A 14520-nucleotide genomic window follows, 5' to 3' on the forward strand; every position below is an offset into this window, starting at 1 on the left:
CCTCCATGCGCAGAACTACCGGCCGCCTGCTGCGCGGCATGGCTCTCCTCTCCGTCCTCGCCCTGGGAGCGACCGCCTGCGGCGGCTCCGACGACGACAGCTCCAGCAGCACCAAGGCGGTTTCCGCCGCGGACATCCAGGCGGCTCTCAAGAAGGGCGGCTCGGTCACGGTCTGGGCCTGGGAGCCCACGCTGAAGACGGTCGCCGCCGACTTCCAGAAGAAGTACCCGAAGGTCAAGATCAACCTGGTCAGCGACCGGTCCGGTGACAAGCACTACACCGCGCTGTCGAACGCCATCGCGGCCGGCAAGGGCGTCCCCGACGTCGCCCAGGTCGAGTACTTCGCGCTGAGCCAGTACTCCCTCACCAAGGGCCTGACCAACCTGGCGCCGTACGGCGCCGACAAGCTGGCCTCCAAGTACACGGCCGGTCCGTGGAACGCGGTGAGCGACGGCGACAAGGTCTACGGCCTGCCGATGGACTCGGGCCCGATGGCGATGTTCTACAACAAGAAGGTCTTCGACAAGTACAAGATCGCCGTCCCCACCACGTGGGACGAGTACGTCGTCGCGGCCCAGAAGCTGCACAAGGCCGACCCGAAGGCCTACATCGCCGCCGACGCCGGTGACGCGGGCTTCACCACCAGCATGCTGTGGCAGGCCGGTTCGCGCCCCTACAAGGTCGACGGCACCAAGGTGACGATCAACTTCGAGGACGCGGCCGCCAAGAAGTACACCGACACCTGGCAGAAGCTCATCGACCAGAAGCTCGTCGCGCCCATCAACGGCTGGACGGACGACTGGTACAAGGGCCTCGGTGACGGCACCATCGCCACCCTGACCACCGGCGCCTGGATGCCCGCCAACTTCGTCAGCGGTGTCTCCGGTGCCTCCGGTGACTGGCGCGCGGCCCCGATGCCGCAGTGGACCGCGGGCGGCAAGGCCAGCGCGGAGAACGGCGGTTCGTCCCTCGCCCTGCCCACCCTGGGCAAGAACAAGGAACTCGCCTACGCGTTCGTCGAGTACGCCAACGCCGGCGCCGGCATCCAGACCCGCGTGAACGAGGGCGCCTTCCCGGCGACCAAGGCGGAGCAGCAGTCCGCGGCGTTCCAGAACAAGGAATTCCCGTACTTCGGCGGGCAGAAGGCCAACAAGATCTTCGCCGAGTCCGCGGCCGAGGTCGCTTCCGACTGGTCGTACCTGCCCTTCCAGCAGTACGCCAACTCGATCTTCAACGACACCGTCGGCAAGGCCTACATCTCGGGCACCACGCTGGCTCAGGGTCTGAAGAGCTGGCAGGACGCCTCGATCAAGTACGGCAAGGAGCAGGGCTTCACGGTCTCGAAGTGACCCGCTCGAAGTAACCGGCTCGAAGAAGTAACCGGCACCACCTCGGGAGCCGCCGCCGAGCAGCGATCGCTCGGCGGCGGCCCGCCCGGAATCCACCACGGATCTCGTACCGCCTGTGCAGTAACCGGAAGGACCATCATGATCTCCACCCTCCTGTCCCAGTTGCGGCACGGGCCGGACGGTGAGCCCACCACCCCGCGTCTCGCCTACGGCGCCGACTACAACCCGGAGCAGTGGCCGCGGGAGGTGTGGGACGAGGACATCCGGCTGATGCGCGAGGCCGGCGTCAACATCGTCTCCGTGGGGATCTTCTCCTGGGCCCGCATCCAACCGGCCCGGGACGCATGGGACTTCGGCTGGCTCGACGAGGTCATGGACCTGCTGCACGCGGGCGGCATCGGCGTCGACCTGGCCACCGCCACCGCGTCCCCGCCACCGTGGCTGAGCACGGAGCACCCGGAGATCCTCCCGGTGACCGCCGCCGGCGAGACCCTGTGGCCCGGGGGCCGCCAGCACTGGCGCCCCACCTCGCCCGTCTTCCGCGAGCACGCGCTACGCCTGGTACGGAAGTTGGCCGAACGCTACGCCAACCACCCCGCGCTGGTCGCCTGGCACGTCTCCAACGAGCTCGGCTGCCACAACGTCTACGACTACTCCGACGACGCGGCCCGCGCCTTCCGCGACTGGCTGCGCGCCCGCTACACCACGATCGACACGCTCAACCAGGCCTGGGGCACCGCATTTTGGTCCCAGCGGTACAGCGACTGGGAGCAGATCCTGCCGCCCCGGCTGGCCGCGTCCTTCCCGAACCCCACCCAGCAGCTGGACTTCAAGCGCTTCTCCTCCGACGCGCTCAAGGACCATCTCCGCGTGGAGCGCGACCTGTTGCGCGAGATCACGCCCAACGTGCCGGTCACCACCAACTTCATGGTGATGGGCAACACCAAGGGCATGAACTACGCCGACTGGGCCGCCGAAATCGACTTCGTCTCCAACGACCACTACGTGCTGCCCGGTTCACAGGACCGCGACGAGCTGTCCTTCTCCGCGAACCTCGTGAGCGGGATCTCCGCCGGCAAGCCATGGTTCCTCATGGAGCACTCCACCAGCGCCGTCAACTGGCAGCCCGTCAACGTGGCCAAGCGCCCCGGCGACCTGGCCCGCGACTCCCTCCTGCACGTCGCGCACGGCGCCGACGCCGTCTGCTACTTCCAGTGGCGCCAGTCCGCGGCCGGCGCCGAGAAGTACCACTCCGCGATGGTCCCGCACTCCGGCGCCGACAGCGAGGTCTTCCGCGCGGTGACCGAACTCGGCCGCACACTGCGCACGTTGGCCCCCGTCGCCGGGTCGGACCGCGAGACGGCCCGGGTCGGCATCGTCTTCGACTGGGAGTCCTGGTGGGCCAGCGAGCAGGACTCGCACCCCACCGACCGGCTCGACTACCGCCAGGAAGCGCTCGACTGGTACTCCGCCCTCCTCGACCTCGGCGTCCGCGCCGACATCGTCACCGCGCAGACCGCCCTGGACCGCTACGACGTGGTGATCACGCCGGTGCTGCACATGATCCCGGCGGCCCTCTCCAAGGAACTCACCCGGTACGTCGAGCAGGGCGGCCACCTGGTCTCCACGTACTTCTCCGGTGTCGTCGACGAGAACGACCACATCTGGCTCGGCGGCTACCCGGGCGCCCTGCGCGACCTGCTGGGCATCCGTATCGAGGAGTTCGGCCCGCTGCTCGACGGCGACACGGTCGAGCTGGACCTCGACGGCACGGCCACGGGCTCCCTGTGGACCGACCGGATCACGGTGACCGACCCCGAGGTGGAGGTGCTGGCCCACTACCGCAGCGGCACGTACGCCGGTCGCCCCGCGGTCACCCGCCGTACGGTGGGCGGAGGTTCGGCGGCGTACGTCTCCACGCGTCTGGGCCGTGCCGGACTCGCCGGTCTGCTCCCCGAGTTGCTCGCGCCCGCCGGTGTCGGCAGTGAACTCCCCGACGCCGCACGGGGAGTTGTCGAGCTGACCGTGCGCCGGAACGCCGACAGCCGCTACCTGTTCCTGGTCAACCGGACCGACGGGACAGTGCCGTTGACCGGTCTGTCCGGGGAACTGCTGGTCGGCAGCGCGGGCGAGGACGGTTTCCCCGTGCTCTCCCCAAGGGAGGTCGCCGTAGTGAGCCAGCCCGCGACCTGACGGACGGCTCAGGTGAGTTCGAGCAGCCCGCGGCGGACGGCCTCCGACACGGCCGCCGCCCGGTTGTCGACCTTGAACTTGCGGTAGATCCGCACGAGATGGGTCTTGACCGTGGCCTCGCTGAGGAACAACGCCTCGGCGATGGCCCGGTTGCTGTGCCCCTCGGCCATCAGCCGGACGACCTCGACCTCGCGCGCGGTCAACTCCTGGGCGGGGCTGACCACTTGGCCGACCAGTTCACCGACGACGTCCGCCGCGAGCCCGACCGATCCGCCGGCGGCCGTACGGACCGCCTGGAAGAGTTCCTCCGGCGGCCCCGCCTTGAGCACATAGCCGCGGGCGCCCGCCTGCAACGCCCGTACGACATCGGCTCGTCCGGCGTAGCTGGTCAGCATGACCACCGCGACGCCCGGCGCCCGCTGGGCGAGCCGTCGGACGGCCTCGACGCCGTCGATCCCACTCCCCGGCCCGGCGAACCGCAGATCCATCAGCGCGACGTCGGGCGTCAACTGGGCTGCCAGGCGCACGGCTTCCTCACCGCTGCCGGCCTCGGCGATCACATCGAGGTCCGGTTCGCCGTCGAGCAGGGCGCGCAGTCCGGCCCGTACGACGGCGTGGTCGTCCGCGATGAGGAGCCGGAACGGTCCGCCGGTCATGAGGCGGTCGCCGCGGTGAGAGGTGCGACCGGCCGGATCCGGGGCGGTGCTGAGACCGTGGCGCGGACCCTGGTCCCCCCGCCCGGCACGCTGCTCACGTCGAGGTCTCCGCCGCATTCGCGCAGTCGCGCCCTGGCCGCGGGCAGCCCGAAGCCGCGGTCCGCGCGAGCACCGGCCGCGAAGGCCGCGGTGGGGTCGAAGCCCAGCCCGTCGTCGCTCACTTCGAGTTCCACCCGGTCCCGGTGCCGCCGGTAGGTCACCAACACGCTTGCCGCGCGGGCGTGTTCGCGTACGTTCGCCAGTGTGCTCTGGGCGACGCGGAAGAGGGTGGTGGCCGTGTGGTCGTCGAGTACCGGCTGATGCGCGCCCACCGCGTGGAACCGGACGCTGGCTCCGGCGCCCTCGGTCCGTGATCGGGCACACAGCAGCCGTAGCGCGTCCTCCAGGCCCGCCTCGGCGACGGCGGCGGGAGTGAGGTCGCGGATGATCCGCCGGGTCTCCGCCAGGTTCGCGCCGAGTCCGTCGGCCACGGCGCGGACCCGGGTGCGCGCCACGTCCGGCCGCTCGTCCCAGTCCCGCTCGGCCACCTGCAGCATCATGACGCTGCCGGCGAGTTCCTGGGCCAGCGTGTCGTGCAGATCGCGGGCGATACGGGTGCGCTCCGCGAGCACACCGGCCTGGCGCTGCTGCTCGGCCAACGTGTCCCGGGTGTCCCGCAGTTCCTCCACCAGCCGCTGGCGGACGGCCGCGTCCCGCTGCTGGGTCCGGTACAGGGCGACGGTCGCCCATACCGCCGCGACGGGCACCAGCGCGACCTCGGGGTCGAACCGACCCGTGGCCCGGACGAGCGACCCGACGAGTACGACGGTGATCACGGCCACGGTCACTACGGCAGCGCGTCGGCCGAGCACGCGCAGGGCAGCGCAGGCGAGCGGCAGAGCGCACCACACGTAGGCGGTTGTCAGCGGTGCCTGGGTGAGGAAGGTCAGCACCGTCCACAGCAGGACCAGCACGGGGACCCACGCGCGCCTGCCGAGCGCCCCGAGCCGGTCCCACCACGTGAGCCCGGCGGCGTACACCAGCGCCAGCACTCCGCTGAGGCTCACGATGTACCAGCACAACGGGACGTCTGTCAGGGCGAGCCGGACGAAGCCCGCCCCGACGACGAGGAACAGCGCGAAATGGGAGACGTGCTCCAGGGTGTGCCGACTGCCGCGAGCGGTCAGCGGAACGCGAGCGGACACGGCAGATCCCCTTGGGACGAACGATCCGGACAGGGTCCCCGAGTCTATCCGCCACCTGTATGACCAGTGTGAACAGTGGAGCCCCTCACGCCCCCGGGTGCAGCCCCAGCCAGCCCGGTGTGGGATCGCCCTTCACCTCTCCGAAGTAGAGGGCGAAGGTCTGCTTCCAGCGCTCGACCGCCGCGCGGTCGGCCATGAAGGCGGGGAAGCCGTCGAGGTGTGCGTTCGGGTACTCCCAGATCGGCTTCAGCCCAGCAGGGAGCGTGGTGTCGGTCCGTACCGACCAGCCGTTGAAGGAAGCCCGCTGCTGGGCGTCGGACAGCTGCCAGTTGAGGTAGAGCTGGGCGGCCGTGGTGTTCCTGGCCTGCTTCAGGATCGCGGCGCGCTGACCCCAGGCCATGAACGGGTGACCGTCGGGAACGACCCACTTCACGGGAGACGTCCAGGCCAACGTGCCCGCCGTGGCGAGGCCGATCTCCTTCTCCCCGCCGAAGACCGCGCCGATCGGGGAGTCGGCACCCCGGGCGAACCGCACGTCCTGCCCCGCCAGCGCGGCCACCCATTCCCAGCCGTACTGCTGTACGTACAACGAGTAGAGGTAGAGGACCGCGTCGTCATCGTGCGGGAAGGGCGAAGCGATCTTCCCCTTCCACTTCGGATCGATGAGATCGAGCGGGGACCTGGGAGCATCCGCACCGACCGCGGCGACGTCGTACAGGAAGCTGAAGCCCACCGCGGCGATGGCGACCCAGGCGCCCTGCGGGTCCTTGAAGCCGTCGTGAACCTTCGAGAACCCGGCCGGCTTGTAGGGCAGCAGTCGGCCTTGCTCCTTCCACCGCGTGAAATCCTGCAGGGTCTGGAGTTGTACGACGTCGGGTACCAGGGTGCCGGTCGCGAACTGGTTGTCCACGCGCACGTCGTGGTACTTGCTGTAGTCGACGATCAGCGTCAGATCGATGTCGGGGAAACGCTTCCTGAAGGCCGTCTTGGTGGCGTCCAGCTGGGTCGGATTGTCACCCCCGGCGTAGACCACGAGCTTGCCGCCGTCCGCGAGGGCGGCCCGGTACAGCTCGTCGAGCGTTCTGGTCTCCTCCCGCGAGGACCGGAGTGCCGGGGCGGCGGAGGCCGTCGTGGCCGTGGCACCGAGCACGCTCATTCCGAGCGCGGCACCGGCTCCACCGGCAAGGACACGTCGTCTGCTGAGAAAACTGGACACGCTGTGGGGCCTCTCTGAGGGGGGCGTGAGGCCATGGACCGCGTGGGCGGAAGCCCGGCGCCATGGACATGCGTGATTCTTCAGCCGCCCAGGGGCCGTTCGCGTCGTCCGTACGGAGCGAAGGGTGTGCGAGAGGTTGAAGTCCCGTTCAACCGATCGGTTGAACGGGATGTCACCGGCCTGTCGTACCTGAGGGATGCGGCCACGTGTCCTGCCGTCGCGTCCAGGGGAGCCAGGTCAAACACCGACCGGAGCGCGGATTCCAGGATCAGCCCGTAGCCGGGCCCAGCCCCGTGACCGTGACCGTGACAAGTCGGCGTACCGCTGCCTTGGACGGCAGGGCGCCCGCCGCGGCGAGGGCGTGGAGGCAGTAGGTCGCGAGTTCGTCCGGGGAGACGTCGTCGCGGATGTCGCCGGACTGCGCGCCCTCGGCCAGGAGTTCGCGGAGGAAGCGGTGGAGGTGTTGTTCGGCGCCGGCGACGTGTTCGCCCTGGTGGAGCAGCGCGCCGAGTTCCGGTCCGTGGCCGTGGCGTCGCTGCTGGATGAAGGCGTACGCCTCCAGTACCGCTCTCAGCCGTTCGCCCGCGCCGCCGGGGCCGTCCCGAAGGGCGGCGAGTTCACGGAGATGGCCGGCGATCTGCTCCTCGTGCCACGCCGTCATGATCGACTCGACGTCCGGGAAGTACTTGTACAGCGTGGCCCGGCCGATCCCACTCTCCTCGGCGATCTTCGACATCGTCACCGAACGCAGCCCACGCTCGGTCACCAGCACCGCCGTGGTCTCCAACACCGTCTCGCGTACGGCGCGGCGGTGCTCCTCGATGGTCTCGTTCCAGAGCTTCGGCACGGTCTCAGCATACGACTCGCCGCCGTCGAAACACTATGCATTGACAGCGACACAGTGTCTCGATAAAGCTGGCGGCGCCGATACGCACGAGTCCCAACGCCTGACCGAACCGAGGACCCCATGCCCACCGCCGAAGCACGCATCCCCACCGACCGCCCCGGTCGCTACCTCGTCCAACTCTGCAAGCACTTCGCCAACAAGGGCCGCCATCTGACGCATCGCCCACGCACCCACACACTCCCGGAGCTTCGGCCCGACCAGATCCAGGTCGAATGGACGGACAGCGACGGGACGCTCCGTCTGCCGTGGGGGCAGTGCACCCTGCAAGCCGTTCCCGGCGCGCTGCGGGTGCGCGTCGAGTCCGACGACCGAGAGAACCTGGAGCGGCTTCAGGATCTCGTCGACACGCACATCGCCAGGTTCAGCAGGCGCGATCCGCTGCGGGTGGAGTGGGAACCGCCCAGGCCCACACGCCATGGACCGGCCGGGTCGTGAGGTTTCTGGTGATGGTCCTCGCGGCGAAGGCGACCCGCGTGGGCGGTCTCGCTCTGCATCGACACGGGCGCCGCACCGGAGGACAGGTCCGGCCGCGCGGCGACCCGGTCTCCATCAGCACCACCTTCCCCCCGCCCGGGGTGCAACGCATGCGTTTCATACCCCCTAGGGGTATAGTCCCGCCTGACGCACACCGGAGAGGGGCGGTTTCATGGAAGCGATCAGGCACGCGTTGTCCATCGCGGGTTCGATGACCTGGGAGGTCACCTGGGCACTGATCCTCGGCTTCACGCTCTCCGCCGTCGTGCAGGCGGTGGTGCGCCGGTCGACGGTCGTACGGCTGCTCGGTGACGACCGGCCGCGCACGCTCGCCCTGTCCGCCGGGCTCGGTGCCGCCTCGTCCTCCTGCTCGTACGCGGCCGTCGCACTCGCCCGCTCCCTGTTCCGCAAGGGCGCGAACTTCACGGCGGCCATGGCCTTCGAGATCGCCTCCACCAACCTGGTCGTCGAACTCGGCGTGATCCTGGCCCTGTTGATGGGCTGGCAGTTCACCGCCGCGGAGTTCGTCGGCGGGCCGATCATGATCGTCGTCCTCGCGGTGCTGTTCCGCCTCTTCCTGCGTGAGCGTCTGCTGCGCGGGGCGCGGGAGCAGGCGGAGCGCGGGCTCGCCGGTTCCATGGAGGGGCACGCGGCGATGGACATGTCGATCGGGGGCGAGGGGAGCTTCGTACGGCGGCTGTTCTCGCGGGACGGGCTCACGTCCGTCGCGCACATCTTCGTGATGGAGTGGGCCGCGATCCTGCGCGACCTGGTGGCCGGGCTGCTGATCGCGGGCGCGATCGCCGCCTGGGTGCCGGACAGCTTCTGGCACACGTTCTTCCTCGCGGACCATCCCCTCGCCTCGAAGCTGGTCGGGCCGCTCGTCGGCCCGCTGGTGGCCATCGCGACCTTCGTCTGCTCGATCGGCAACGTGCCGCTCGCGGTGGTGCTCTGGAAGGGCGGCATCAGCTTCGGCGGGGTGATCGCCTTCATCTACGCCGACCTGCTGATCCTGCCGATCCTGAACATCTACCGGAAGTACTACGGGGCCCGGATGGCCGGCTTCCTGCTGGTCACCTTCTTCGCCGCGATGGCCGTCGCCGGATACATCGTCGAGTTCGCCTTCGGCGGTCTTGGACTGATCCCGGACCAGGCCGATGCCAAGATCCCCGACGACGGGATCACCTGGAACTACACGACCTGGCTGAACATCGTCTTCCTGCTGCTGGCCGCGAGTCTGGTCGTACGGTTCCTGCGCAGTGGCGGCCCGGCCATGCTGCGGATGATGGGCGGTTCACCGGACGACGGCGGGCAGGAACACGAGCACCACCATCACCACTAGCCGGGGACCCCGCCTCCCGCCGAATTTCCGCACCGCCCCGGTCAGTTCACTGTAAAGAACCTTGACAGGCGATTGGTCTAGTCCAACTATGGTCGCTGTTCGCCCCGGACCGGGGCGACTTCTCTCCTTTCAGCATGGGAGCGTCAATGAGACGACCTGGGCCTCTTCGCGCGTCGCTGTCCTGCGCGGCCGTAACCGCCTTGTCCACGGGGCTTGTCGCTCTCGGCGGGGGTGCCGCGAGCGCCGATCACCGCGCGCGGCCCATGCCGGATCATGTGGCGGCGCCGTACTTCGAGGCGTGGACCGGTGAGAGCCCGGCCGTGCTGGCCGCCGAGTCCGGCAACAAGTACCTCACGATGGCCTTCCTGCAGACCGAGGCGGCCGGCTCGTGCTCGGCGTACTGGAACGGTCTGCCCGCCCAGCCGATCTCGAAGTCCACCTTCGGCAAGGACATTGCCACCATCCAGGCGCGCGGCGGCAACGTCATCCCGTCCTTCGGCGGCTACGCGGCGGACACCACCAACACCGAACTGGCCGACAGCTGCACCGATGTCGACGCCATCGCGAAGGTCTACGAGAGCCTGGTCACGACCTACGGCGTGAGCCGCATCGACCTCGACATCGAGGCCGACTCCATCAACAACACGGCCGGCATAGACCGCCGCAACAAGGCGATCGCGAAGGTGCAGCGCTGGGCCCAACGCACCGGCCGTAGCGTGGAGTTCTCCTACACACTGCCGACCACCACCACCGGTCTCGCGCCCAACGGCGTTGCCCTGCTGCAGAACGCGGTCGACAACGGCGCGCGCGTGGACGTCGTCAACATCATGACCTTCGACTACTACGACGGCGCCACCCACGACATGGCGGAGGACACCAAGACCGCCGCGACCGGCCTGCACTCCCAACTCGCCGCGCTGTACCCGAAGAAGAACCCGGCCAAGCTGTGGAAGATGATCGGCGTCACCGAGATGCCCGGCATCGACGACTTCGGTCCCGCGGAGACCTTCACCACGCAGAACGCGGTCACCGTGAAGAAGTGGGCCGTGGCCCGGGGCATCAACACGCTGTCCTTCTGGGCGCTCCAGCGCGACAACGGCGGCTGCGTGGGCACCGGCGGCGCCAACAACTGCTCCGGGATCGCTCAGGACACCTGGTACTTCAGCCACACCTTCAAGTCGTTCACCCGGAGGTGACGGGGAGGGTCAACTCCCAGGTGTCGACGCCGTAGTCGAGGGCCATGCCGTGCCGTTCGTACAGCGCGAGCGCGTTGCTGGTGTTGTCCGTGTCCACGCCCAGGCCGATCCGGTCGCGGCCGAGTGCCGCGTAGTGGCCGAAGCCGTAGCGCAGGAGGTGGCTGCCCAGGCCCCGGCCGCGGGCCTGGCGCAGGACGGCGATGTTGCCGATCCAGGCCATCGAGGCGCGGTCGTTGTGGGTGCGCAGCATCCCGGCGTCACCGAGGCCGTCGACATGGGCGATCCAGATCAGGGACCAGTCGACCCGCTCGGCGTCGATGTCGTCCAGCCACTGCGCGTACGTGCGGTACTGGAAGTCGAAGTGCTCGGTCATGGCCTCCTGGAGCAGCGCGTGGGCGCGTCGGCGGTCCGGTTCCTCCAGGCAGGGGCGCAGGGTCACACCGGACGGGGAGGGTGGCAACGGGTCGGCCGTGGCAACTAGTTGACGGGCCATCACGTTGTAGCGGCGGACCGGTTGCCAGCCTCGGCCTCGTAGTGCGTCCACGTCCATGGTGGGGGCGAGGGTGAGGTGCAGGTGCACCACGGCGCGGGGCGCCCCGTTGGCGGCGGCCCGTTGCGCGGCGCGGGTCTCCATCAGGTCGAACAGGTGCAGGGCGCCGGGGAGTCGGCCCGGCACGATGTAGTGGTCGATGTCGATCCGCTCGCCGCCCGAGTCGTCCCACAGCAGGCCGTACCCGATGAGGCGGGCGCCCTCGAAGAGCAGCCAGGAGTCCCGCTCCAGGTCCACCTCGGGGTGCTTCAAGTCCGCCTGGATCTCGGCCAGTTCGGTGTCCGCGCGGCCGATCTCCAGCAGGTCGATCTCGTTCAGCAGGGCGCACACCGTCGGCGCGTCGTCCGGTGTCACCGGGCGCACGGTCAGTCCGGGCGGCGGAGGGCTGGGGGCGGTCATGGACCCACTGTCGGATGATCGCCCCCGACTCGCAACGGAGTTTCCGGGCCCCGTGCCTTCAGTCCTCCATCATTTCGCGCACCAGCGGGGCCACCTTCGTGCCGTACAGCTCGATGTTGGTCATGAGGGTGTCGTGGGGCATCCCGGTGATGCCGTACTTGAGGTTGAAGCGGGTCGCGTCGAGGGTCTTGAGGGTGTCCGTGATCTTGCGGGCCACGGTCTCGGGTGATCCGACGTGCAGGGCCCCGCCGGGGCCGACGTCCTGCATGAGGCTCTCGCGGGTCGGGGTGCGGAAGCCGCGTTCCCGGGCCACGCTGCGGATCAGTTCCTGGAAGGCCGGGACGAACTCCTCCACCGCCTGTTCGTCGGTGGCGGCGACATGGCCGGGCGCGTGCACACCGATGGGCCGCGCGGGGTGGCCGAACTCCGCCAGCGCCCGCCGGAACAGCTGGGAGAACGGGGCGAAGCGGGCCACGTCACCGCCGATGATCGCCAGCATCAGGGAGAACCCGTACTGGGCGGTGCGGATGACGGACTGGGGGCTGCCGCCGACACCGATCCAGGTGGGTATCGAGCCGGTCTCGCTGTGCGGGTAGACCGATATGCCGTCGAGGGCGGCACGGGTGTTTCCGGACCAGGTGACGGGCTTCTCCTTGAGGAGTTCGGCGAAGAGGGCGACCTTCTCCTCGAACAGCTCCTCGTAGTCGTTCAGGTCGTAGCCGAAGAGCGGGAAGGACTCGGTGCTGGACCCTCTGCCGAGGATGACCTCGGCGCGGCCCGCGGAGACGGCGTCGAGGGTGGCGTAGCGCTGGAAGACGCGGACGGGGTCGTCCGAACTGATCACCGTCACGGCCGAGTTGAGGCGGATGCGCTCGGTGCGCGCGGCGATGGCCGCGAGGACGACGTCGGCGGCCGACAGGGGCATCGCCTCGGTGTGGTGCTCGCCGATGCCGAAGTGGTCGACGCCGACCTGGTCGGCGAGGACGCCTTCCTCGACGAGGCGGCGGATGGCCTGGCCGTGGGTCAGCGGCGCGCCCTCGGCGTCGTTCGTGACGTCACCGAACGTGTCCAGGCCGAGCGTGATGGCGAAGGGGGTGGTCGGGGTGGTCATCTCGTACTCCTTGGTTCTGCTCGGTGGGTCAGGTGGCGATACGGCGCATCAGGCCGAGGAGCCGGGTCAGGTCGGCGGCGTCGACGTGGTCGAGGACATGGCGCCGGACGCTGGAGAGGTGGGCGGGCCATGCCTCCTGGAGGCGGGCGAGGCCCTGGTCGGTGAGGACGGCGTTCCAGCCGCGGGCGTCCTCGGCGCACCGCTCCCGTCCGACCAGCCCCTGGGTCTCCAGGCGGGTGACGATGCGGGTCATGCCGCTCAGCGAGAGGCTGCAGACGGACGCCAACTCGCTCATCCGCATGCGCCGGTCCGTGGCCTCGGACAGATGCATGAGGGTCGTGTACTCGGACAGCGGCAGGCGCTGCTCCCGCATCATGTCGGCGTCGACGGCCCGGGGCAGCACGAGCATCACCCGCGCGAGTTCACGCACCAACTCCTCCTCGTGCGGACTCATGGGTCGCAGTGGCTGCTCGGGCGTGGTCATGCCACCAGTTTACTTGATTGACGAAACAAGCAAGTGGGCCGATGAGAGCGACCGCCTCGCGGCTTCCGTGCTCACCGGACGGGCGGCTCGTCCCCCGTCGTGTCCGCATGGCCGTGATAGCGCAGCAGGAGCATCGCCGCGTCGTCGTGGAGCGGGCCGGCCGTGTGCCGGACCAGGTCCTCGCGCAGGGAGTCCAGCGCGCTCTGCGCGTCGGGCTCCTTCAGCAGGTGCGCCCGCTCGCCCAACGGATAGAACGTGCCCTGGCCGTCGCGGGCCTCGGTGACGCCGTCGGTGTACAGCAGCAGCTGCTCGCCCGGCGCGAAACCCACGGAGAACGGCTTCGGGCTCTCGCTGCCCTGGGCGCCGCCCAGGCCGAGCGGCGGGGCGTAGGAGGGCGGTGCGGGGAAGTCGGCGGTGCCGTCGCGCCGTACGACCATCGGGGGCGGGTGGCCGTAGTTGAGGAAGAGCACCTCGTGGTCCGTGCCGATCTCGGCGAGGACGGCGGTCACGAACTTCTCGTCGGACAGGACGCGGGAGACGCTGCGCTCCAGGCGCTCGCCGAGTCCCACGAGGTCGGGTTCGTCGTGCGCGGCCTCGCGGAACGCGCCGAGCACCACGGCGGCCGTCTCGACGGCGGCGAGCCCCTTGCCCTGCACATCGCCGACGATCACCCGCACACCGTGCGGGGAGGCGACCACCTCGTAGAGGTCACCGCCGATGCGGGCCTCCGCGACGGCCGAGGTGTACGACACCGCCGCCTGGAGCGGACCCGCGGTCAGCGGTACGGGTCGTAGAAGTACTCGCTGCGCGACCTCCGCGATGGACCGCACGCTGGCGAGTTCGGCCTCGCGGCGGCCGCGCATCACGGCGGCGGCGATGCCCGCGCCGGTCACGCCCACCACCGACACCATCGCCAGGAAGCCCCGGCGTTCCTGGAACAGGCCGTCGTAGAGACCGAGTCCGACGCACAGCGCGAGCGCGGCGGCGCCGAACCACGCGGTACGGCGCCAGCCGCCGACGAGTCCGGCGAAGGCCGGGCCGAGGGAGGCCAGCGGGAGGAAGCCGAGGCCCGGCCCCGTGACGAGGTCCCCGACCGCCACCACCGCCATCACCGCGGCGGGCAGCCAGGTCAGCACGGAAAGGCTGCGCTGCGGCTTCGCTGCGGCCATGGTCCACTCCAAGGGCGTCGCGGCTTTCGGGGGCCGCCTTCCGCAGGGGCCCTCCCCCACCTTTGGACATCGCAAGGCTGCCAGGCAATCCCCTTGGTGTGCCCGGCGCTTTACTCAATTGAGTCCGAGAACGGACATTTCCTGATCGACGACAACCATGTGGTTCCGCCTGGTTGCCGATCACGGACTGCGGGCAAGGGAACGGTGTAGGACCGGCCGTGCAAGACATG

13 protein-coding genes are annotated in these 14520 nt (G+C 69.6%); 5 read left to right on the forward strand and 8 right to left on the reverse strand.

Annotated elements, in window-relative coordinates; genetic code table 11:
• Nucleotides 1-5: 5 nt before the first annotated feature.
• Together SPR02S_RS10305 and SPR02S_RS10310 are read left to right on the forward strand one after the other, a co-directional pair.
• A complete protein-coding gene (locus SPR02S_RS10305) occupies nt 6-1349 on the forward strand; it encodes an ABC transporter substrate-binding protein (RefSeq protein ID WP_019056874.1) in 1344 nt (447 codons plus the stop codon).
• Nucleotides 1350-1487: 138 nt separating this feature from the next.
• Nucleotides 1488-3542: a beta-galactosidase gene (locus SPR02S_RS10310; protein WP_019056875.1), complete on the forward strand. Its 2055-nt coding sequence runs from the start codon at nt 1488-1490 to the stop codon at nt 3540-3542.
• Nucleotides 3543-3550: 8 nt separating this feature from the next.
• Here SPR02S_RS10310 and SPR02S_RS10315 read toward each other — a convergent pair whose 3' ends face one another.
• The 4 genes from SPR02S_RS10315 to SPR02S_RS10330 form a co-directional block, all read right to left on the reverse strand.
• Nucleotides 3551-4198: a response regulator gene (locus SPR02S_RS10315; RefSeq protein ID WP_019056876.1), complete on the reverse strand. Its 648-nt coding sequence runs from the start codon at nt 4196-4198 to the stop codon at nt 3551-3553.
• The gene (locus tag SPR02S_RS10320) at nt 4195-5442 is read right to left on the reverse strand and encodes a sensor histidine kinase (protein WP_019056877.1); all 1248 of its coding nucleotides are present in this window, start codon (nt 5440-5442) and stop codon (nt 4195-4197) included. The genes SPR02S_RS10315 and SPR02S_RS10320 overlap by 4 nt, the downstream gene beginning before the upstream one ends.
• An 85-nt stretch (nt 5443-5527) precedes the next feature.
• Entirely contained in the window at nt 5528-6598 is a 1071-nt protein-coding gene (locus SPR02S_RS10325; RefSeq protein WP_019056878.1) for an ABC transporter substrate-binding protein, read from the reverse strand.
• A gap of 328 nt (nt 6599-6926) precedes the next feature.
• Nucleotides 6927-7505, reverse strand: coding sequence for a TetR/AcrR family transcriptional regulator (locus SPR02S_RS10330; protein ID WP_019056879.1), 579 nt, complete (start codon nt 7503-7505; stop codon nt 6927-6929).
• 120 nt (nt 7506-7625) lie between these two features.
• Here SPR02S_RS10330 and SPR02S_RS10335 point away from each other — a divergent pair, with 120 nt between their 5' ends.
• The 3 genes from SPR02S_RS10335 (at nt 7626) to SPR02S_RS10345 (ending at nt 10577) form a co-directional block, all read left to right on the forward strand.
• Entirely contained in the window at nt 7626-8000 is a 375-nt protein-coding gene (locus SPR02S_RS10335) for a DUF2218 domain-containing protein (protein WP_019056880.1), read from the forward strand.
• Between the two features lie 211 nt (nt 8001-8211).
• Nucleotides 8212-9381 (forward strand): permease, encoded by a 1170-nt coding sequence (locus SPR02S_RS10340; protein ID WP_019056881.1) that lies wholly within the window; start codon nt 8212-8214, stop codon nt 9379-9381.
• 263 nt (nt 9382-9644) lie between these two features.
• Nucleotides 9645-10577 (forward strand): chitinase, encoded by a 933-nt coding sequence (locus SPR02S_RS10345; RefSeq protein WP_306305723.1) that lies wholly within the window; start codon nt 9645-9647, stop codon nt 10575-10577.
• Here SPR02S_RS10345 and SPR02S_RS10350 read toward each other — a convergent pair.
• From SPR02S_RS10350 to SPR02S_RS10365, 4 genes are all read right to left on the reverse strand, one after another.
• Nucleotides 10564-11526, reverse strand: a complete 963-nt coding sequence (locus SPR02S_RS10350; protein WP_026150401.1) for a GNAT family N-acetyltransferase — start codon at nt 11524-11526, stop codon at nt 10564-10566. The two genes, SPR02S_RS10345 and SPR02S_RS10350, sit on opposite strands and share 14 nt — an antisense overlap.
• Before the next feature lie 58 nt (nt 11527-11584).
• Nucleotides 11585-12637 carry an Atu2307/SP_0267 family LLM class monooxygenase gene (locus tag SPR02S_RS10355; RefSeq protein WP_019056884.1) on the reverse strand — a complete coding sequence of 351 codons (1053 nt, stop codon included), beginning with the start codon at nt 12635-12637 and terminating at the stop codon, nt 11585-11587.
• Between the two features lie 28 nt (nt 12638-12665).
• Nucleotides 12666-13121 carry a MarR family winged helix-turn-helix transcriptional regulator gene (locus SPR02S_RS10360; protein WP_026150402.1) on the reverse strand — a complete coding sequence of 152 codons (456 nt, stop codon included), beginning with the start codon at nt 13119-13121 and terminating at the stop codon, nt 12666-12668.
• Nucleotides 13122-13192: 71 nt separating this feature from the next.
• Nucleotides 13193-14290, reverse strand: coding sequence for a PP2C family protein-serine/threonine phosphatase (locus tag SPR02S_RS10365; protein WP_019056886.1), 1098 nt, complete (start codon nt 14288-14290; stop codon nt 13193-13195).
• Between the last annotated feature and the right edge of the window lie 230 nt (nt 14291-14520).

The organism is Streptomyces prunicolor NBRC 13075, assembly GCF_000367365.1.
Classification (GTDB): Bacteria; Actinomycetota; Actinomycetes; order Streptomycetales; family Streptomycetaceae; genus Streptomyces; species Streptomyces prunicolor.